The sequence below is a fragment of the Serratia sp. TSO36 genome (genome assembly GCF_057808395.1).
Map to the genome: position 1 here is coordinate 230,605 of NZ_JBJZOU010000002.1, position 20,346 is coordinate 250,950.

The following is a 20,346-nucleotide window of genomic DNA, read 5'->3' on the forward strand; positions in this document are numbered from 1 at the left end:
TTACAGGTAGAGCGAACGCACGATCAGGAAGTGGCCGGAGAAGTAACAGAAAGCCACGATGGCGTCCGCCGCGCGGAAGGTGAAACGGTAGCGGTTGAGCAGCCAAACCACGTTGGCCAGCAGCAGCAGCGAGGTGCCGGTCAGCAGCGAGAAGCCGAAATCGGTGCTGCGCAGGAAATATTGCTCGCCCGCCAGCCAGACCATCAGCAGCGTCATCGCCACGTAGGTGACGATCGGCCAGCGCATCTCTTCCAGCCGGGTCCAAAGGGTGGCCAGCAGCAACGCGCCGATCGCCAGCAGCGCCAGCGGCAGCGGCCAGAACAGGCTGAACGTCATCTGGCTGGCGAAGCTCAGGGTATACAGCAGATGGGACAGGAAAAAGGCGCCGATGGCGTACAGCACCCGCTCGCGCGGCAGCAGGAGCAGCGCGTCGCCGATCAGGGTCGCCAACAGGCCGAGTACGATCAGATAACCCGCGGCGCCGAGCACCGGTGCCTGCCAGGCCAACAGCAACAGCAGCAGCAGCGTGACGGGTTTGAACACCCAGCGCTGCCAGCGCGGGCCACGGTAAGAGGCGTCGACGAACAGCCAACCGGAAAAGAATACGGCAAGGAACGGCCAACTCATTTATGTCTTCCTTATGCATGAGGGAGCCGCAACAACCGGCTCCAAACTGTCACCAATGTCACTTCTTATTTCAGTGTAGGTAGCCTGCCGACGATCGACAATGCTTTCTTGAGAATGCTATGTTTACGCCGATTTGGCCGTGAAGGAAATGGGAAACCGATGAGCAAGCCACCGTTGTTTTTTGTCGCCGTGATTGCGTTGATTGCCGTGCTGGCCACGCAACGCTATTTCAAACAGCGCCAGCAGGAGGCGGAAAACGATCGTGCGCCGATGCGCAGCCTGCAGGTGACGGTGAGCGACAAGCGCAGCTTCCCGGTTGCCAAAACCCGTGCGCCGCAGCGTGAACCGCTGGTCAATGAGCCGATGTATTACGAGGTGGTGTTCCGCCCGAACCAGGGCGGTGAAGACATCACGCTGCGGTTGAAACAGTGGCAATACAACCCGATAGAAAAAGGCGCGCAGGGCACGTTGAACATGCAGGGCACGCGCTTCGTCTCTTTCAGCGTTCAGCCGTAGCGGTCACTTTTTCTTGATGGGCGGCTGTTTCTTCTGCCAGGCCAACAGCTCGAACACGCCAAAGATAAAGATCTTGGCTTCTTGCCAGTAGCTGATCGGCTGATCCTTCGGCTGGGTGGATTTCAGCAGCACCAGCTGCAGGCCGTGCATCACCACCATAAAGAACAGCGCCACGTCGATGAAATACTTCAGCGGCTTGGGAAACGGATGGAACAGGTTAGAGAGCAGGAAGCCCCACACGCACAGCATCAGCAGGCGGCCCAGATTAATCAGCATGGTCGGTTTTCTCTTGCGAACGAATATAAAGGCGATAAGCCACCTGGCCGGCGACCTTCTCCCGATGCAGCTGCCAGCTGGCAGGCACGTCCGCCGCGGCGCTTTCCGCCTCGGCTTCTACATAGATCCAGGCCTCGTCGGCCAGCCAGCCACGCTGCTCCAGCAGCAAGGCGGTCTCCGCCAGCAGGCCTTTGCGAAACGGCGGATCGAGGAACACCACGTCAAACGGTTGGCCCTCGCCCGCCAGCCAGCTCAGCGCGTTGGTGTTGATAACCACCCCTTTGCCCTGCAGCAGCGCCAGATTTTTTTCCAGCTGCTGCGCCACCGGCCGTTCGAATTCCAGCAGCGTGGCGCTGCCGGCGTAGCGCGACAGCGCTTCCAGCCCTAATGCGCCGCTGCCGGCGAAACAGTCCAGACAGCGCGCGCCCTGAATCACCGGCGCCAGCCAGTTGAACAGGGTTTCGCGCACCCGATCGGTGGTGGGGCGCAGCCCCGGGCTGTTCGGCACCGGCAGCTTGCGACCGCGCCATTGGCCGCCGATGATGCGGATCTGTCCGGCTGCGGCCTGGGGCGGTTTTTTGGCCGCCGCCCGTGGCGAGAGTCTTGTCATAAGCGTTGTTTGATTTCTTTTGCGGCGCGGAGCCGCAGAGGTTAACGAAAAGTTGCCCCTATTCTACCGGTGACGGGCTTCGGGGGGAACGGTAAAACTTTGTTGTCTGATTTCACACCGGAAAGCGTGCCGGATGCGTGTTGCTGCGCGAGGGAAAGTGATAGACTCGGCGGATTATTGTCAGCATATATCCTTCAGGTATGTAGGGTAAGCGAGCCTTCGGTACGGAGTAGAGTCATAACATGGCAAAAGATAAGAAACGTGGGTTTTTCTCCTGGCTGGGGTTTGGCCAGAAGGAAAAGGAAGAAGAGCAACAGCAACCTGAGCAGCCGGTAGAGCAGGCGGAGCCTCAGGCCGCGGAGACGCCGGCTGAACCGGCCACCGCCAAGCTGGATGACAAGCTCCCCGCCCAGGAATCTGAACCTGCCGCCTCCGTCGACACCCCGGGAGAGTGGGATAGCGGCCAGGCCGGTGAACCCATCGCGGAAAACCTGCCTGCGGCGGCCGAACACCCGACGGCGCAAGCGTTGGCCGAAGAGATTGTCAGCGTGACCGAGCAGGTAGTGGCGCAGCAGCAGCCGGTCGTCGAGCCGGAGCCGGTGGTTGAACCCGAGCCAGTTGTTGAGCCTGAACCGGTTGTTGAGCCTGAGCCGGTTGTCGAGCCCGAGCCGGTCGTTGAACCCGAGCCAGTTGTTGAGCCTGAGCCGGTTGTCGAGCCCGAGCCGGTTGTCGAACCTGAGCCGGTCGTCGAGCCCGAGCCGGTTGTCGAACCTGAGCCGGTCGTCGAGCCCGAGCCGGTTGTCGAGCTAGAGCCGGTTGTCGAGCTAGAGCCGGCCGTTGAACCTGAGCCGGTCGTCGAGCCAGAGCCGGTTGTCGAGCCAGAGCCGGTTGTCGAGCCAGAGCCGGTCGTTGAACCTGAGCCGGTCGTTGAACCAGAACCGGAAGAAGAAGCGCCGCTTGAACCCGTGGTGCCGGCCGCTGCGCAAGAGCAGGAGCGGCCGACCAAAGAGGGCTTCTTCGCTCGCCTGAAGCGCAGCCTGCTGAAAACCAAGCAAAACCTCGGCTCCGGCTTTATGGGGCTGTTCCGCGGTAAAAAGATCGACGACGACCTGTTCGACGAGTTGGAAGAACAGCTGCTGATCGCCGATGTCGGCGTGGAGACCACGCGCAAGATCATCACCTCCCTGACCCAGCACGCCAGCCGCAAGCAGCTGAAAGACGCCGAAGCGCTGTATGGCAAGCTGAAGGAGGAAATGTCCGAAATTCTGGCCAAGGTCGATCAGCCGCTGGATGTCAGCGGGAAAACCCCGTATGTCATTCTGATGGTCGGCGTGAACGGCGTGGGTAAAACCACCACCATCGGCAAGCTGGCGCGCCAATTCCAGGCGGAAGGCAAGTCGGTGATGCTGGCGGCGGGGGATACTTTCCGCGCCGCGGCGGTGGAGCAGCTGCAGGTGTGGGGCGAACGCAACCGCATTCCGGTGGTGGCGCAGCATACCGGGGCGGATTCCGCTTCGGTGATCTTCGATGCGGTGCAGGCCGCCAAGGCGCGCGGCATCGATGTCTTGATCGCCGATACCGCCGGCCGTCTGCAGAACAAATCGCACCTGATGGAAGAGCTGAAGAAGATCGTCCGCGTCATGAAAAAACTGGACGACCAGGCCCCCCATGAGGTTATGCTGACGCTCGATGCCAGCACCGGCCAGAATGCGGTCAGCCAGGCGAAATTATTTAATGAGGCCGTGGGCTTAACCGGCATCACGCTGACTAAACTGGACGGTACCGCCAAGGGCGGGGTGATCTTCGCCATCGCCGATCAGTTCGGTATCCCGATTCGCTATATCGGCGTCGGGGAAGGCATCGAAGATTTGCGGCCGTTTAAGGCTGACGATTTTATTGAGGCACTTTTTGCCCGAGAGGATTAATACGGATGATTCGCTTTGAACAGGTCAGTAAAGCTTATCTGGGCGGACGGCAAGCGCTGCAGGGGGTCGATTTCCATCTGCGCCCGGCGGAAATGGCGTTTCTGACCGGCCATTCCGGCGCGGGGAAAAGTACCCTGCTGAAACTGATTTGCGGTATCGAGCGGCCCAGCGCCGGCCACATCTGGTTTGGCGGCCACGACATCAGTCGTTTGAAAAACCGCGAGGTGCCGTTCCTGCGTCGGCAGATCGGCATGATCTTCCAGGATCACCACCTGCTGCTGGATCGCACGGTGTATGACAATGTGGCGATGCCGCTGATCATTGCCGGCGCCAGTACCGAAGACATCCGCCGCCGCGTCTCCGCCGCGCTGGACAAGGTCGGTTTGCTGGATAAAGCGAAGAACTTCCCGATTCAACTGTCCGGCGGTGAGCAGCAGCGCGTGGGCATCGCCCGTGCGGTGGTGAACAAGCCGGCGGTGTTGCTGGCGGATGAACCGACCGGCAACCTGGACGACGCGCTGTCGGAAGGCATTCTGCGCCTATTTGAAGAATTCAACCGCGTCGGCGTCACCGTATTAATGGCGACGCACGACACCGGGCTTATCGCCCGCCGCAATTACCGCATCCTGACGCTGAGCCAGGGCCGCATGCAAGGGGGCGCTCACCATGGCCAATAACGCAAAAACCGCCAAGAGCAAGGCGCTGCGCGGCGGCTGGCGCGAACAGTGGCGTTACGCCTGGATGAACGCCATCAAAGACATGCTGCGCCAGCCGTTGGCGACGCTGTTGACGGTGATGGTGATCGCCATCTCCCTGACGCTGCCGAGCGTGTGCTACATCGTGTGGAAAAACGTCAGCACCGCGGCCAGCCAGTGGTACCCGACGCCGCAGCTGACCGTTTATCTGGATAAATCGCTCGATGACGACGCCGCGCTGAAAGTGCTCGACGCCATCAAGGCGGAAGCCGGCGTGGAGAAGGTCAATTACCTGTCGCGTGAAGAAGCGCGCGGCGAGTTCCGCAACTGGTCGGGCTTTGGCGGCGCGCTGGACATGCTGGAAGAGAACCCGCTGCCGGCGGTGGCGATCGTCACGCCGAAGATGAGCTTCCAGAGTTCGGATACCCTCAACACCCTGCGCGATCGCGTAGCGGCGGTGCAGGGCGTGGAAGAAGTGCGTATGGATGACAGCTGGTTTGCCCGCCTGGCGGCGCTGACCGGGCTGGCGGGCCAGATCGCGGCGATCATCGGCGTGCTGATGATCGTGGCGGTGTTCCTGGTGATCGGCAACAGCGTGCGTCTGAGCATCTTCAGCCGCCGCGACACCATCAACGTGATGAAGCTGATCGGCGCCACCGACGGTTTTATCCTGCGGCCGTTCCTTAACGGCGGGGCGATGCTCGGCTTTGCCGGCGCGCTGCTGTCGCTGGTGCTGTCCGGTGCGCTGGTGTGGCAGCTGGAGTCAGTGGTCGCCGGGGTGGCCAAGGTGTTCGGCACCACCTTCACCCTGCACGGGCTGGGCTGGGACGAGGCGCTGTTGCTGCTGATCATCTCCGCGATGATCGGTTGGATCGCCGCCTGGCTGGCGACGGTGCAACATTTACGCCGATTTACACCACAGTAAGATTTTTTTGGTATACTCTTCTCCTGCTGCTTTTGATCGCGTTGCGGGAGAAGAGTGACCTCAAGCGAAGTCAGCACCATCCCTCTCTTCTTAGCGCACAAATTCCCTATCGGCCTGCACCCTCGTCACGTATTGTCAGCAACAATGCTTGCAAAAAAGGGTGAACTTTTAGGGCGGAGTACGGTCAAAAATTGCAGCAAATGTTAAGGTGCCCGGCGTGTGGAACCGCTTTTGCTTCAGCAACTGCCGTAGAATCAATCATTTCCCCGCTGTAATAATCACCTGCATGATTTTGTATTCTCATAGAGAGGGTTTGAATGACCAAAGAAATGCAAACTTTAGCCTTAGTACCCCAAGGTAGCTTGGAAGCCTATATCCGGGCAGCCAACGCCTATCCGATGCTGACGGCAGAGGAAGAGCGGGAGCTGGCTGAACGGCTGCATTATCAGGGCGATCTGGATGCCGCTAAGCAGCTCATCCTGTCTCACCTGCGCTTTGTCGCTCATATTGCCCGCAACTATTCAGGCTATGGTCTGCCACAGGCGGATCTGATTCAGGAAGGCAATATCGGCCTGATGAAAGCCGTTCGCCGCTTCAACCCTGAAGTCGGCGTGCGTCTGGTTTCCTTTGCGGTGCATTGGATTAAGGCGGAAATCCACGAGTACGTACTGCGCAACTGGCGCATCGTGAAAGTGGCGACCACCAAAGCGCAGCGCAAGCTGTTCTTTAACCTGCGCAAAACCAAACAGCGTTTGGGCTGGTTCAACCAGGACGAAGTGGAACTGGTGGCCCGCGAGCTGGGCGTAACCAGCAAAGACGTGCGCGAGATGGAATCTCGCATGGCGGCGCAGGACATGACGTTCGATCCGACTCCGGACGACGAGGCCCGCGATGGCCAGTCGATGGCGCCGGTGCTGTACCTGCAGGACAAGAGCTCCGACTTCGCTGAAGGCATCGAGGAAGATAACTGGGAAAGCAACGCCGCAGACAAACTGGCCTATGCGCTGGAAGGTCTGGACGAGCGCAGCCAGCATATCATCCGCGCCCGTTGGCTCGACGACGACAACAAGTCGACGCTGCAGGAGCTGGCCGATCAGTACGGCGTTTCCGCCGAGCGCGTGCGCCAGCTGGAAAAGAACGCCATGAAGAAATTGAAAATGGCGATCGAAGCCTGAGTCGATGCGATATTCGAAAAAAAAGCCCGGCAAGCCGGGCTTTTTCATGCCTGAAATTCGGCGTTATGGCGCCACGGCGGTAAAGTCCGGCGCCGGGCAGTCGTAGCCGAATTTCGCCGCCCACGGGTAGCGAGTGCCGGTGTTGATGTAGCGTTGATAAAGCGCCCGGCCGGTCTTGGCGTCGCGCTTGATAACCCAGCTGGCGGCGTTACACAGCACGGCGGCATAGGCCTGGCTCTTCGGCGGCAGCAGATCGGCCGCCTGTTGCGCCAGCCCCACTGCCTGCCAGCGATAGTGCAGGAAACGGTTGTCCTGCGCCGGCAGCGCCGCCTTGGCGCGCGCCGCTTCTGCGCTGTCGATCCAGCTTTTGTGCTTCAGCTCGCGAGTATCGAACGCATCCCCCAGATAGGAATAGCCGGCGCCATAGATGGCGTAATCCGGCGTCATCTCATAGCCGGTAAACTCCAGCCCCTGGGCGCGCAGCAGGTTGGCCGCGCGATAGTAAGCTTGCGCGCGCGCCAGCGGCGCGGCGGACTTGTCCTTGGCGGCCTTCAGCTCATCGGCGTACTGCTGCGCCGCTTGCCGGTAGTTGGGGATATCGAAATAGGCCTGCGCTTCCGCGGCCCGCCCGGCGCGCATCAAGCGCCGCGCCAGCAGTTCGCGCAGCTGCACTTCCGGCGTGATCTGCTGGCCGCCGTAGTCGTCCGGGTTAACCGGCTTGAGCGGCGTCGTCGGCGCCGGAGCGTGCTTATCGACAAAGCCTTTCAACTCATCGACGGTCAGCACGCGCTCCGCCACATCGGCCACGTCGGCCCAGTAGAGCGCCTTGCCGCGATACAGCAGGTCCATCGCCTGCAGATAGTCGCCGCGGTTCAGCGCCAGGATGGCCTGCTCACCGGCCACCCGGCACTCGGGGACGATGGTTTCCGCGACAAAGTCGGCGTTACGCTGTTCGCCCCAGCTTTCGTCGGCGGGGAACGCGCTTGCCGCCTTGGCGTAGGCAGCGGTGGCGGCTTTCACGTCACCGTCGCGCAGCGCCATTTTGGCGCGCAGCCACCACGCCAGGCCACCGTCGCCGGCGTTTTTCAGCAGGCTCGCCGCCATCGGGTACTGCCCGGAACGGTAGGCCAATGCCGCCAGCCGATCGCTGCCGGCGAAGCCGCTTTTTACCGTGCCGTCCAGCAGCGTCAGGATCTGGCTGATGATCTGGGCAGAGCGGCCGTTGCCGTCGGTATCCGCCATTTGCAGGTTGCCGCTGCGGGCGAACAGCTCAATGGTCACCAACTGCTGGATCAACGGATCGCCGATCACCTGCTTCAGCGTTTCCAGATGGTCGGGATTGACCAGGTAGCTGGAGACGTACTGCAGCGACTGCCCGCCGCTCGGATCGCCCTGCGCCGCCTGCTGTGCGTACAGGTGGGCAGCGGGGGCGACGTCACCCAGCCACAGGTGGATGCGCGCCTGCTGCCCGAGGCTGCTCAGCGCCAGCTGGTCGGGATCGGCGGCGCCGCTTTTCACCCGATCGATCACCTGCTGGAACGCCGCCAGCGCCTGTTCAAGTTCAGCTTTAGGCGGATGCTCGGCGGCGGGGGCCGCTTCACCCGATTCATTCAACGGCGTACCGTGGTCAGCCATCAACACCCGCCCAAGCGAATACTGCGCCCGCAGCCCCCAGTCGCCCTGTTCGACGGCCGGGAGCTTCAGCACCTGCTGGAAATAGTCTGTGGCGCGAGGATCTTGGCTGGTGAAAGCGACGGCGCCCAGTTGATACAGGCGCGCGGCGTTGGACAACCCCTGCGTATTGACGGCGTCAGCCTCTTCCACCGTTTTGGCGGCGCGCATTTTGCCGATCGCCACCGTTTCCGGCGATTGCGGCATCGGTTTCGGCGGCATCGGCGGCGGCGGGCCTTGCCAGCGCGGCAGCTGCTTATCCGCCGGCACCAGTCGGCCGGCTTCGAAGGCGAAATTGCCCTCCGGCATATACAGCAGGGTGCCGTTGCGGTCGATCAGCAGCCGGTTAGGGAAATCCGGGCCGCAGGCATAGCCGCTCAGCGGCAGCGCCAGCGCGGCGCCGATCAGCATGGCCAGCGGAAGAAGGCGGCGGGTGTTCCGTGCCGCGCGCGAATCAAGGTGTGACAAGGGTGCCTCCTGGCGTCAGTTGTTGGCAGCGCAGCCAGCCCAGCGGCCGGGATTGCCCGGCGCGCAGCTGATCGCCGCTGATGCGAATAAAGCGTTGCCGCTGCGGTGCGGATTCCAGCCGGTAGTTGCCGACCGCGTCCGCCGCCAGGCAGTCGTCGGCGCGGATGGCCACCTCTTGCGGCAGCGGGGCGTCCACCGGCCCGTTGTTATGAATTATCAGATCATACAGCCCGTTTTGCTGTGGCTGAGGCCTAAATTTTACCTGCCAGTCGACGTTCAGCGGCTGCCGTTCGATCACCGCTCGCAGCGTGGCGAGCGACCAGGCGCGCCGATCGTCCGCCAGCGGCAAGCGGAACCAGATAATGCCGCGCAGCCGGGGCGGCGTTTGCTGCGCCAGCGTCTGCAGAAAATCGGCGATCTGCTGCGGCGCGACCGTCAGCTCGCGGCCGTTGCCCGCCACGCGCAGCGAGGACTCGCTCTCCACCTGCGCGCCCTGCGCATCAAACCCCAGCAGCGCCATGCCGTAGGCCGGCAGCGCGACGCGAAACGGCTTCGGTGTGACGGAGGCGTACTGCCGCACCCAGCGCAGCGCCAAGGAGCCGTCAAACAGCCCCTGCTGCGGCGAGAGCACCGCATGTACCTGCAGGACGGAGCTGTCGGCCTGTTGCAGTACGCCGGGCAGGTCGGGCGAGCGGATCCAGGCCGGCAGGGCGGTGATGCCGAGCTGCAAAGCGGCGGGCAGCCGTTGGCGCAGTTGCTGCAGAAAGCGTTGGTAGTCCGGCAGGCGGGCGGTGGCGGCGTCATGATCGATCTCGACGCCGGTGACGGGCAGCCCGGCCGCCTGCCAGCGCTGGGTGAGCGCCTGCAGGCGCTGGATAATGGCCTCTTGGTCCAGCTGCGGCAGCTGGCCGTCGAGGCGCGCCACCAGCCAGAGCGGGCGGCCGTCCTGCCGCAACAGGCTGAGATCGGCCGGGATCTCCCGCCAGCCCTCGCGCGGATGCACCTGCAGCGCCAGCACGCGCAGCCCACTGAACAGATCGCGGCTGTGTGCCAGCGCATCGGCGTGCTGCGGCGTCCAGACCCGCTGCCAGATATAAACCTGCTGATCCCAGCCTGAGGCCAGGCGCAGCGCCTGCTGGCGTCCGAGGAGCGCGACCGCCAGCCCAAGCACAATCAAGATTAGCGCCGCCAGCCGGCGTTTCATTTTTGCCAGAGATCGCCCTGCGGTGCGAAGCCGCAGGCGCGCATGAAGTTATCGACTTCCCCGCGTTCGCGCGGCGCCAGGCCGGCGGTCGACAGCTGCCAGTGGGCGATCTGCGGCAGCTGACGCTGCGCATCCTGCACCAGGTAAAGACCGACGCCGCGGCGGCGCGTCACTTCGCGTACCAGCAGGTCCTGCAGCTCGGCGCGGTCGTCCTGCAGTGCGATTTTCACCGCCCCCAGCAGCCGCTCGTTGAAGCGGGCGGCGAACAGCGCCTTGCCGTCGCTCAGCCAGCTCTGCCACTGTTCCGGCTGCTGGTGCGGCCAAATTTTACCGAGGTCGATAAGATCTTGCGGGGACAGCGCGGTCAGGCGCTCGATGGTCAGTTTCATGCAGAATTTCCGCGCAGCTAAATGATGCCGACAGTGTAATAGATCTTGTGCAGAGCGTTGTGTAAGTTTTTCTGTACGATTACTGTGCAATATGTTTTTTGCACGGGGCATTTTCCGAGTAAATAGTTAGTAAACGGATTGTTAACCAGCACAACGCACTACGCCTCAAGGTAAAGAGCGCAGATTTAATTCGAATTTTATCCTGTTTACACCGCTTGTTTCTGCCTGATGAAGTTGATTTGCAGAAGAAAATTCCTGTTTAATGGCATGAAAAATAAAGTCTTATTAGAAAATAATGCCGACAAAGCGCCTAAATCATTATTACTTATAACAAAAGCGGTCAATAACGATCCGGTGCAGGCAAACACAACAGGTACGTTCACAACGACAGATGGGGATTTGCGGATGAAATTAACAACAGGTAAGGCACTGCTGGCGGGTTGTATTGCGATGGCCATGAGCCAGGCGGCCATGGCGAAAGACATCAAGGTGGCGATCGTCGGGGCGATGTCCGGCCCGGTCGCGCAGTATGGCGACATGGAGTTTACCGGCGCGCGCCAGGCGATTGCCGACATCAACGCCAAGGGCGGCATCAAGGGCGACAAGCTGGTCGGCGTGGAATACGACGACGCCTGCGACCCGAAACAGGCGGTTGCGGTCGCCAATAAGGTGATCAACGACGGCATTCGCTACGTGATCGGCCACCTGTGCTCCTCGTCCACCCAGCCGGCGTCCGATATTTATGAAGACGAAGGCGTGATCATGATTACCCCGGCGGCCACCAACGCCGATCTGACCACCCGCGGCTACAAGATGATCATGCGCACCACCGGCCTGGACTCGGATCAGGGCCCGACCGCCGCCAAATACATCCTCAGCGACATCAAGCCGAAGCGCATCGCCGTGGTGCACGACAAGCAGCAATATGGCGAAGGCCTGGCGCGCTCGGTGCGCGACAGCCTGAAAAAACAGGGCACCGAAGTGGCGATGTTCGAAGGCATCACCGCCGGCGACAAAGACTTCTCCACCCTGGTGGCGCGCCTGAAGAAAGAGAATATCGACTTCGTGTATTTCGGCGGTTACTACCCGGAAATGGGCCAGATCCTGCGCCAGGCCAAGCAGGCCGGGTTGACCACCCGCTTCATGGGGCCGGAAGGCGTGGGCAACTCCTCGCTGTCCAACATCGCCGGGGCCGCTTCGGAAGGCATGCTGGTGACGCTGCCGAAGCGCTACGATCAGGTGCCTGCCAACCAGCCGATCGTCGATGCGTTGAAAGCCAAGAAGCTGGATCCGACCGGCCCGTTCGTCTGGACCACCTATGCCGCGCTGCAGTCGCTGACCACCGGCATGGAGCGCAGCGGCAGCCAGGAGCCGGCGGACATCGTCAAGGATCTGAAAACCGGCAAGCCGGTGGAGACCGTGATGGGGCCGCTGAGCTGGGATGACAAGGGCGATCTGAAAGGCTTCGAGTTCGGCGTGTTCGAGTGGCATGCCAACGGCACGTCCACACCGATCAAATAAGCCATAATGATTAGGGTGGGGCGCGGCTCGCTGCGCCCGGCGGGTCGGCTTGCCGGCCCCGCCTCCCTTTACCCGCCGGTTCTCCGCCGGCGGGTTTCGCAGCCAAGGGTTCAGAGTATGTCAGAGCAACTCCTCTATTTTCTGCAGCAGATGTTCAACGGCTTAACGTTGGGCAGCACCTATGCATTGATCGCCATCGGTTACACCATGGTTTACGGCATCATCGGCATGATCAACTTCGCCCACGGCGAGGTGTACATGATCGGCAGCTATGTCTCCTTTATCGTGATCGCCGCCCTGATGATGCTCGGCATCGACGTCGGCTGGTTGCTGATCGGTGCCGCGTTTCTGGTCTCGATCGTCATCGCCAGCGCCTACGGCTGGAGCATCGAGCGGGTGGCCTACAAGCCGGTGCGCAACTCCAAGCGCCTGATTGCGCTGATCTCGGCCATCGGCATGTCGATATTCCTGCAAAACTACGTCAGCCTGACGCAGGGCTCACGCGATCTGGCGCTGCCCAGCCTGGTGACCGGCCAGTGGGTGCTGGGGGAAAGCAACGGTTTCGCCGCCACCATCAGCACCATGCAGCTGACCATCTGGCTCGTGACCTTCCTGGCGATGCTGGCGCTGACGCTGTTTATCCGCTATTCGCGCATGGGCCGCGCCTGCCGCGCCTGTGCGGAAGACCTGAAGATGGCCAGCCTGCTGGGCATCAACACTGACCGGGTGATCTCGCTGACCTTCGTCATCGGGGCGGTGATGGCGGCGGTGGCCGGGGTGTTGCTCGGCCAGTTCTACGGCGTCATCAACCCTTACATCGGCTTTATGGCCGGCATGAAAGCCTTCACCGCCGCGGTTCTGGGCGGCATCGGCAGCATTCCCGGCGCGATGATCGGCGGCCTGGTGCTGGGCGTGGCGGAAGCGCTGACCTCCGCCTACCTGAGCACCGAATACAAAGACGTGGTGTCGTTCGCGTTGCTGATCGTGGTGCTGCTGATCATGCCGACCGGCATCCTCGGGCGTCCGGAGGTTGAGAAAGTATGAAACTCAATCTGCTCAATGCGCTGATCGCCACGGCGGTGCTGTTCGTGATGGCGTCGTTCCTGATGGGCATGCAGCTTAGCCTGGACGGCACCAAGCTGGTGGTGCACGGCGCGGCGGAAGTGCGCTGGATGTGGATCGGCATCGGCTGCGTCATCGTCTTTTTCTTCCAGCTGTTGCGCCCGCTGCTGCAGCAGGGATTGAAAAAAGTCTCCGGCCCGGCGTTCGTGCTGCCGAGCTTCGACGGCACCACGCCGCGGCAAAAGCTGCTGGCGGCTCTGCTCATCGTCGCGGCGGTCGCCTGGCCGTTCCTGGTATCGCGCGGCACGGTGGATATCGCCACCCTGACGCTGATCTACGTGATGCTGGGCCTCGGCCTCAACGTGGTGGTGGGCTTGTCCGGCTTGCTGGTGCTCGGCTACGGCGGTTTCTACGCCATCGGCGCTTACACCTACGCGCTGCTGAATCACTATTACGGCCTCGGCTTCTGGGAGAGCCTGCCGCTGGCGGGCATCGTCACCGCCGCCTTCGGCTTCCTGCTCGGTTTCCCGGTGCTGCGGCTGCGCGGCGACTATCTGGCGATCGTGACGCTCGGCTTCGGTGAGATCGTGCGCATCCTGCTACTGAACAATACCGAGATCACCGGCGGGCCGAACGGCATCAGCCAGATCCCGAAACCGACCTTTTTCGGCCTGGAGTTCAACCGCAGCGTGCGCGACGGCGGTTGGGATACCTTCCATAACTTCTTCGGCCTGAAATACGATCCGAGCGATCGCATCATATTCCTGTATCTGGTGGCGCTGCTGCTGGTGGTGCTGACGCTGTTCGTCATCAACCGCCTGCTGCGCATGCCGCTGGGGCGCGCCTGGGAAGCGCTGCGCGAAGACGAGATCGCCTGCCGCTCGCTGGGCCTCAGCCCGACGCGCATCAAGCTGACCGCCTTTACCATCAGCGCCGCTTTCGCCGGGTTTGCCGGCACGCTGTTCGCCGCGCGCCAGGGCTTCGTCAGCCCGGAATCTTTCACCTTCGTCGAATCGGCCTTCGTGTTGGCGATCGTCGTACTGGGGGGCATGGGCTCGCAGTTCGCGGTCATTCTGGCGGCGATCCTGCTGGTAGTGTCGCGCGAACTGATGCGCGATCTGAATGAATACAGCATGTTGCTGCTGGGTGCGCTGATGGTGTTGATGATGATTTGGCGGCCGCAGGGGCTGCTGCCGATGAAACGGCCGCAGCTGAAGCTGCAGGCGGCGGACATTCAGGCGGGCAAGGGGGAGCAGGCATGAGCGTTCAACCTTTACTGCAGGTGGAAGGCCTGTCGATGCGTTTCGGCGGGCTGCTGGCGGTCAACAACGTGGCGTTGACGCTGAACGAAGGCGAAATCGTGTCGCTGATCGGCCCCAACGGCGCCGGTAAGACCACGGTGTTCAACTGCCTGACCGGTTTTTACCGCCCGACCGGCGGCACCATCAAATTGCGCGATCGCCACCTGGAAGGGCTGGCGGGGCAGGCCATCGCCCGCATGGGCGTGGTGCGCACTTTCCAGCACGTGCGGCTGTTCCGTGAAATGACGGTGATCGAGAACCTGCTGGTGGCGCAGCATCAGCACCTGAAAAGCGGCGTGTTTGCCGGGCTGTTGAAAACCCCGGCCTTCCGCCGCGCCGAAGCCGAGGCGCTGACGCACGCGGCGGAGTGGCTGGAGCGCGTCGGCCTGCTGGAGATGGCCAACCGTTCGGCGGGCAACCTGGCCTATGGGCAGCAGCGGCGGCTGGAGATCGCCCGCTGCATGGTGACCCGGCCGGAGCTGCTGATGCTGGACGAACCGGCCGCCGGCCTCAACCCGAAAGAGACCGACGAGCTGGACCACCTGATCGTCGAGCTGCGCGATCGGCATAAGGTATCGGTGCTGCTGATCGAGCACGACATGAAGCTGGTGATGGGCATCTCCGACCGCATTTACGTGGTGAATCAGGGCACGCCGCTGGCGCAGGGCACACCGGCGGAGATCCGCAACAACCCGGACGTGATCCGGGCTTATTTGGGCGAAGAATAATATGTTGTCATTCAATCAGGTATCCGCCCACTACGGCAAAATTCAGGCGCTGCATCAGGTCAGTTTAACGATAAGCCAGGGTGAAATCGTGACGTTAATCGGCGCCAACGGCGCCGGTAAAACCACGCTGCTCGGGACTCTGTGCGGCGAGCCGCGCGCCAGCGAAGGCAGCATCGTCTTTCAGGATCAGGACATCACCCAGTGGCAAACCTCGCGCATCATGCGCGAAGCGGTGGCGATCGTGCCGGAAGGGCGGCGCGTCTTCTCGCGCATGACGGTGGAAGAAAACCTGGCGATGGGCGGCTTCTTCGCCGATCGCCGGCAGTATCAACAGCGCATCGAACGGGTGTTCACTCTGTTCCCACGCCTGCTGGAGCGCCGAAACCAGCGTGCCGGCACCATGTCCGGCGGCGAACAGCAGATGTTGGCCATCGGCCGCGCGCTGATGAGCCAGCCGAAGCTGCTGCTGCTCGACGAGCCCTCGCTCGGGCTGGCACCGATCATCATCCAGCAGATCTTCGACATCATTCAGCAGCTGCGGGAAGAGGGCATGACCATCTTCCTGGTGGAGCAAAACGCCAATCAGGCGCTGAAATTGGCGGACCGCGGTTATGTGCTGGAAAACGGCCGCGTGGTGTTGGAAGATACGGGGGCTGCATTGTTAGCCAACGAAGCAGTGAGGTCGGCGTATCTGGGCGGTTAATCCGCCCCCCTACGAATTAAAATAATCAGGTACGAGAAGAAGAAATGAAGACAGAAGGGTTACTCGCGCAGCGCATCGTTAACGTAAAAAGTTCGGCCATCCGTGAATTGCTTAAACACAGCAAGATGGAACACGTCATTTCGCTGGCGGGCGGCATCCCCTCTGATGCGCTGTTCGATTTCGAAGGATTGAGCATCGCCACCCAGCAGGCGATCACCGAACAGCCGAAAAGCGCGTTCCAGTATGGCCTGACCGAGGGCAGCCCGCTGCTGCGTGAGCGCATTTGCGCGCTGTGCGCCGAGCGCGGCGTCACCGCGCGCGCGGAAGAGGTGATGGTCACCGCCGGCTCGCAGCAGGCATTGGATTTGGTGATGCGCGCCATCGTCAACCCCGGCGACGTGTTCGTGGTGGAGCGCCCGACCTACCTGGCGGCGCTGCAAACGCTGGAGCTGGCGGAGGCCAACATCATGTCGGTCTCGTCCGACAGCGACGGCATGGTGGTGGAAGAGCTGGCCGAGCTGCTGAAAACCCAGCGCATCAAGGGCGTGTACGTGGTGCCGAACTTCGGCAACCCCAGCGGCATCACCCTGAGCGCCGCGCGCCGCGAACTGCTGGTGAAACTGGCCGCCGAACATAACTTCCTGATCATCGAAGACGATCCGTACGGCGAGTTGCGTTTCACCGAAGAGCGCCACCCGACGCTGCATCAGGTGTCGCAGCGGGTGCTGGGCAACACCGACCACATCATTTATACCTCGACCTTCTCCAAGATCCTGGCGCCGGGTCTGCGGTTGGGCTGGGCGATCCTGCCGCCGTTCCTGCTGCATAAAGTGGCGATCATCAAGCAGGCGGCGGATCTGCACGCCAGCGCGCTGTCGCAGAGCATAGTCGAATGCTACCTCGGCCTGGATCGCCTGCCGGCGCAGATCGACAAGATCCGCGCCGCCTACAAGCAAAAGGGCGAGATCCTGGCCGGTTTGGTGGAGCAGGAGCTGGGCGACTACATCACCTTCGATAAGCCGAAGGGTGGCATGTTCCTGTGGGCGCGTTTCCGCCAGCCGTTCAACGCCACCGAATGGCTGAATACCACGCTGCAGCAGGGCGTGGTGTTCGTGCCGGGGGAATACTTCTTCTCCGACAATCCGGATCGTTCGACCTTCCGCCTGTCGTTCGCCACCGCCACCGAGCAACAAATGCAGGAAGCGGTGGCGCGCCTGCGCCGTTCGCTGTAATCCCCGCGGCGGCGGAGCGCATGCCCGCCGCCGACATCAAACTGCCATCTTCACTTCACTCTCCTGTCACATGGCTGTCACTTTTTAGTTATTTTTCTGTCATCCGCGCATGGCATGTTAGCTTCCGAACAAAAAACTGATTCTTTTCGCTCACGCGCTTTTACACCAGCTTTTTTCAGGAGTTAGGCATGCTCACCTACGCTATTCGCAAAACCACGCTGTGCGTCGCATTGACCCTGGCGGTCAGCACTCAGGCGCTGGCGGCGACCGAGATCCCGTTCTGGCATTCGATGGAAGGCGAACTGGGTAAGGAAGTGGACTCCCTGGCGGATCGCTTCAACCAGTCGCACAGCGACGTCAAGATTGTGCCGGTTTACAAAGGCAACTACGAACAGAGCCTGGCGGCGGGCATCGCCGCTTACCGCTCCGGCAAGGCGCCGGCGATCCTGCAGGTTTACGAGGTGGGCACCGCCACCATGATGGCCAGCAAGGCCATCAAACCGGTCTATGAAGTGTTTAAAGAGGCCGGCATCAACTTCGACGAGTCGGTGTTCGTGCCGACGGTAGCCGGCTATTACACCGACAACAAGAGCGGCCATCTGCTATCGCAGCCGTTCAACAGCTCCACGCCGGTGCTGTACTACAATAAAGACGCCTTCAAGAAGGCCGGCCTGAACCCGGATCAGCCGCCGAAAACCTGGCAAGAGCTGGCGGCGGATACCGCCAAACTGCGTGAGGCCGGCATGAAGTGCGGCTACGCCAGCGGCTGGCAGGGCTGGATCCAGCTGGAGAACTTCAGCGCCTGGCACGGCGTGCCGTTCGCCAGCGAAAACAACGGTTTCGGCGGCACCAACGCCAAGCTGGAGTTCAACAAGCCGCTGCAGGTCAAGCATATCGCGCTGCTTGAAGCGATGAACAAGAAGGGCGATTTCACCTACTTCGGCCGCAAAGACGAATCCACCGAGAAGTTTTATAACGGCGACTGCGCCATCACCACCGCGTCATCCGGTTCGCTGGCGGACATCAAGCACTACGCCAAATTCAACTACGGTGTCGGCATGATGCCGTACGACGCCGACGCGAAAAACGCGCCGCAGAACGCCATCATCGGCGGGGCCAGCCTGTGGGTGATGAACGGCAAAGACGCCGCCACCTACAAGGGCGTGGCCGAGTTCCTGCAGTACCTGGCGCAGCCGGAAATCGCCGCCGAATGGCACCAGAAGACCGGCTATCTGCCGATCACCACCGCGGCTTACGATCTGACCAAGCAGCAGGGCTTCTACGACAAGAACCCGGGGGCCGACGTCGCCACTCGCCAGATGCTGAACAAGCCGCCGTTGCCGTTCACCAAGGGCCTGCGCCTCGGCAACATGCCGCAGATCCGCAGCGTGGTGGATGAGGAACTGGAAGGCGTGTGGACCGGCAAGAAAACGCCTCAGCAGGCGTTGGACGCCGCCGTGCAGCGCGGTGACGTGCTGCTGCGCCGTTTCGAAGCATCGACCAAGTAACCCTGCGTCGCGGGCCCGGCAGACCGGGCTCGCGTCTTCACGCCGATCCTTCCGTACCCGATTAATGGTTTAACTGCTATGTCATCTTCCCGTCCCGGTTTCGGCTGCAGCTGGTTGCCCTATGCGTTGGTGCTGCCGCAGCTGCTGATTACCGCCGTCTTCTTTTTATGGCCCGCCGGTGAGGCGCTGTGGTATTCGGTGCAGAGTCTCGATCCGTTCGGCCTGTCCAGCCAGTTTGTCGGGCTGGATAACTTTAAGCAGCTGTTTCAGGATCCTTACTACCTCGACTCGTTCTACACCACGCTGATCTTCAGCTTCCTGGTGGCGGGCATCGGGCTGGCGGTTTCGCTGTTCTTCGCCGCGCTGGTGGACTACGTGCTGCGCGGCAGCCGCCTCTATCGCACGCTGATGATCCTGCCCTATGCGGTGGCACCGGCGGTGGCGGCGGTGCTGTGGATCTTTCTGTTCAACCCCGGCCTGGGGTTGATCACCCATTTCCTCAACGGGCTGGGCTATAACTGGAACCATGCGCAAAACAGCGGCCAGGCGATGTTCCTGGTGGTGCTGGCCTCGGTATGGCAGCAGATAAGCTATAACTTCCTGTTTTTCCTCGCGGCGCTGCAGTCGATCCCGCGCTCGCTGGTGGAGGCGGCGGCCATCGACGGCGCCGGCCCGGTGCGGCGTTTCTTCCATCTGGTGCTGCCGCTGATCGCGCCGGTGAGCTTCTTCCTGCTGGTGGTCAATCTGGTGTACGCCTTCTTCGATACCTTCCCGGTGATCGACGCCGCCACCGGCGGCGGGCCTGTGCAGTCCACCACCACGTTGATCTACAAGATCTACCGCGAGGGCTTCGCCGGATTGGATCTCTCCAGCTCTGCCGCGCAGTCGGTGATCCTGATGCTGCTGGTGATCGGCCTGACGGTGATCCAGTTCCGCTTTGTTGAACGTAAGGTGCGCTATCAATGATTGAGAATCGACGCGGGCTGGATATCTTCAGCCATGTGATGCTGATTATCGGCGTGCTGGTGGTGCTGTTCCCGCTGTACGTGGCCTTTGTCGCCGCCACGTTGGACGACAAGCAGGTGTTTCAGGTGCCGATGACGCTGGTGCCCGGCGGCCACCTGTGGGAGAACATCCGCAATATCTGGCAGGGCGGCGTGGGCAACCTCAAGGTGCCGTTCTCGCTGCTGCTGCTCAACAGCGTGATCATGGCGCTGGCGATCACCTTCGGCAAAATTGCGGTGTCGGTGCTGTCGGCTTACGCCATCGTGTACTTCCGCTTTCCGCTGCGCAGCCTGTTCTTCTGGCTGATTTTCCTCACCCTGATGCTGCCGGTGGAGGTGCGTATTTTCCCGACGGTGGAGGTGATCTCCAACCTCAACCTGCTGGACAGCTACACCGGCCTGACGCTGCCGCTGATGGCCTCGGCCACCGCGACCTTCCTGCTGCGTCAGTTCTTCATGACGCTGCCGGATGAGCTGCTGGAGGCGGCGCGCATCGACGGCGCCGGGCCGATGCGTTTCTTTTGGGACATCGTGCTGCCGCTGTCGAAAACCAATCTGGCGGCGCTGTTCGTCATCACCTTTATCTACGGCTGGAACCAATACCTGTGGCCGATCCTGATCACCAGCGACGCCTCGATGGGCACCGCGGTGGCGGGCATCAAGAGCATGATCTCCACTTCCGGCGCGCCGACCCAGTGGAACCAGGTGATGGCGGCGATGATTCTGACTTTATTGCCACCGCTGGCGGTGGTGCTTCTGATGCAGCGCTGGTTTGTGCGCGGTCTGGTTGATAGCGAGAAATAACG

The 20,346-nt window shown here is 61.8% G+C and carries 20 protein-coding genes; 14 read left to right on the forward strand and 6 right to left on the reverse strand.

Annotated features, from left to right (window positions below):
* Positions 1-627 (reverse strand): lysoplasmalogenase, encoded by a 627-nt coding sequence (locus tag ACK3CV_RS01375; protein WP_033636676.1) that lies wholly within the window; start codon positions 625-627, stop codon positions 1-3.
* A 159-nt stretch (positions 628-786) separates the two neighbouring features.
* Between ACK3CV_RS01375 and ACK3CV_RS01380 the strand changes: the two genes are divergently transcribed.
* A complete protein-coding gene (locus tag ACK3CV_RS01380) occupies positions 787-1,143 on the forward strand; it encodes a DUF2500 domain-containing protein (protein ID WP_164040164.1) in 357 nt (118 codons plus the stop codon).
* A gap of 3 nt (positions 1,144-1,146) precedes the next feature.
* Here the strand turns inward: ACK3CV_RS01380 and ACK3CV_RS01385 are convergent, their stop codons facing one another.
* Positions 1,147-1,419: a DUF1145 family protein gene (locus ACK3CV_RS01385; RefSeq protein WP_004934327.1), complete on the reverse strand. Its 273-nt coding sequence runs from the start codon at positions 1,417-1,419 to the stop codon at positions 1,147-1,149.
* Complete coding sequence (rsmD, locus tag ACK3CV_RS01390; protein ID WP_033636678.1) at positions 1,409-2,029, reverse strand: 16S rRNA (guanine(966)-N(2))-methyltransferase; 621 nt, start codon at positions 2,027-2,029, stop codon at positions 1,409-1,411. The genes ACK3CV_RS01385 and rsmD overlap by 11 nt, the downstream gene beginning before the upstream one ends.
* A gap of 242 nt (positions 2,030-2,271) precedes the next feature.
* On the opposite strand from rsmD, the gene ftsY reads away from it, so the two are divergent.
* The 4 genes from ftsY to rpoH all read left to right on the forward strand — a co-directional run bounded on the left by ftsY (position 2,272) and on the right by rpoH (position 6,749).
* On the forward strand, positions 2,272-3,954 hold the full coding sequence (gene ftsY / locus ACK3CV_RS01395; protein WP_489009789.1) for a signal recognition particle-docking protein FtsY: 1,683 nt from the start codon (positions 2,272-2,274) through the stop codon (positions 3,952-3,954).
* Between the two features lie 5 nt (positions 3,955-3,959).
* Positions 3,960-4,631 carry a cell division ATP-binding protein FtsE gene (gene ftsE / locus ACK3CV_RS01400; protein ID WP_004934337.1) on the forward strand — a complete coding sequence of 224 codons (672 nt, stop codon included), beginning with the start codon at positions 3,960-3,962 and terminating at the stop codon, positions 4,629-4,631.
* The gene (gene ftsX / locus ACK3CV_RS01405; protein ID WP_033636680.1) at positions 4,621-5,574 is read left to right on the forward strand and encodes a permease-like cell division protein FtsX; all 954 of its coding nucleotides are present in this window, start codon (positions 4,621-4,623) and stop codon (positions 5,572-5,574) included. Before ftsE ends, ftsX begins: the two co-directional genes overlap by 11 nt.
* A gap of 317 nt (positions 5,575-5,891) precedes the next feature.
* Positions 5,892-6,749 (forward strand): RNA polymerase sigma factor RpoH, encoded by an 858-nt coding sequence (gene rpoH / locus ACK3CV_RS01410; protein WP_004934345.1) that lies wholly within the window; start codon positions 5,892-5,894, stop codon positions 6,747-6,749.
* Positions 6,750-6,812: 63 nt separating this feature from the next.
* Here rpoH and ACK3CV_RS01415 read toward each other — a convergent pair whose 3' ends face one another.
* Genes ACK3CV_RS01415 through panM form a run of 3 tightly spaced genes read right to left on the reverse strand, consistent with a single transcriptional unit; the run spans position 6,813 to position 10,481 of the window.
* The gene (locus ACK3CV_RS01415) at positions 6,813-8,831 is read right to left on the reverse strand and encodes a hypothetical protein (protein WP_424540218.1); all 2,019 of its coding nucleotides are present in this window, start codon (positions 8,829-8,831) and stop codon (positions 6,813-6,815) included.
* A gap of 43 nt (positions 8,832-8,874) precedes the next feature.
* Complete coding sequence (locus tag ACK3CV_RS01420; protein ID WP_164142016.1) at positions 8,875-10,092, reverse strand: DUF3142 domain-containing protein; 1,218 nt, start codon at positions 10,090-10,092, stop codon at positions 8,875-8,877.
* Positions 10,089-10,481 carry an aspartate 1-decarboxylase autocleavage activator PanM gene (gene panM, locus ACK3CV_RS01425; RefSeq protein ID WP_033655138.1) on the reverse strand — a complete coding sequence of 131 codons (393 nt, stop codon included), beginning with the start codon at positions 10,479-10,481 and terminating at the stop codon, positions 10,089-10,091. Before panM ends, ACK3CV_RS01420 begins: the two co-directional genes overlap by 4 nt.
* Positions 10,482-10,886: 405 nt before the next feature.
* On the opposite strand from panM, the gene ACK3CV_RS01430 reads away from it, so the two are divergent.
* The 9 genes from ACK3CV_RS01430 (at position 10,887) to ugpE (ending at position 20,344) form a co-directional block, all read left to right on the forward strand.
* Positions 10,887-12,002, forward strand: coding sequence for a branched-chain amino acid ABC transporter substrate-binding protein (locus tag ACK3CV_RS01430; protein ID WP_033636684.1), 1,116 nt, complete (start codon positions 10,887-10,889; stop codon positions 12,000-12,002).
* 117 nt (positions 12,003-12,119) lie between these two features.
* A complete protein-coding gene (livH, locus tag ACK3CV_RS01435; RefSeq protein ID WP_015376290.1) occupies positions 12,120-13,046 on the forward strand; it encodes a high-affinity branched-chain amino acid ABC transporter permease LivH in 927 nt (308 codons plus the stop codon).
* Complete coding sequence (locus ACK3CV_RS01440; RefSeq protein ID WP_033649658.1) at positions 13,043-14,326, forward strand: high-affinity branched-chain amino acid ABC transporter permease LivM; 1,284 nt, start codon at positions 13,043-13,045, stop codon at positions 14,324-14,326. The genes livH and ACK3CV_RS01440 overlap by 4 nt, the downstream gene beginning before the upstream one ends.
* Positions 14,323-15,093 carry a high-affinity branched-chain amino acid ABC transporter ATP-binding protein LivG gene (livG, locus tag ACK3CV_RS01445; protein WP_033636686.1) on the forward strand — a complete coding sequence of 257 codons (771 nt, stop codon included), beginning with the start codon at positions 14,323-14,325 and terminating at the stop codon, positions 15,091-15,093. The genes ACK3CV_RS01440 and livG overlap by 4 nt, the downstream gene beginning before the upstream one ends.
* A gap of 1 nt (position 15,094) precedes the next feature.
* The gene (gene livF / locus ACK3CV_RS01450) at positions 15,095-15,796 is read left to right on the forward strand and encodes a high-affinity branched-chain amino acid ABC transporter ATP-binding protein LivF (RefSeq protein WP_033636687.1); all 702 of its coding nucleotides are present in this window, start codon (positions 15,095-15,097) and stop codon (positions 15,794-15,796) included.
* Between the two features lie 44 nt (positions 15,797-15,840).
* On the forward strand, positions 15,841-17,028 hold the full coding sequence (locus ACK3CV_RS01455; protein ID WP_004934394.1) for an aminotransferase-like domain-containing protein: 1,188 nt from the start codon (positions 15,841-15,843) through the stop codon (positions 17,026-17,028).
* Positions 17,029-17,216: 188 nt separating this feature from the next.
* Entirely contained in the window at positions 17,217-18,536 is a 1,320-nt protein-coding gene (gene ugpB, locus ACK3CV_RS01460; RefSeq protein ID WP_033636688.1) for a sn-glycerol-3-phosphate ABC transporter substrate-binding protein UgpB, read from the forward strand.
* Positions 18,537-18,614: 78 nt separating this feature from the next.
* The gene (ugpA, locus tag ACK3CV_RS01465) at positions 18,615-19,502 is read left to right on the forward strand and encodes a sn-glycerol-3-phosphate ABC transporter permease UgpA (RefSeq protein WP_015376293.1); all 888 of its coding nucleotides are present in this window, start codon (positions 18,615-18,617) and stop codon (positions 19,500-19,502) included.
* Positions 19,499-20,344, forward strand: a complete 846-nt coding sequence (ugpE, locus tag ACK3CV_RS01470; RefSeq protein ID WP_019455301.1) for a sn-glycerol-3-phosphate ABC transporter permease UgpE — start codon at positions 19,499-19,501, stop codon at positions 20,342-20,344. The genes ugpA and ugpE overlap by 4 nt, the downstream gene beginning before the upstream one ends.
* Positions 20,345-20,346 lie beyond the last annotated feature (2 nt).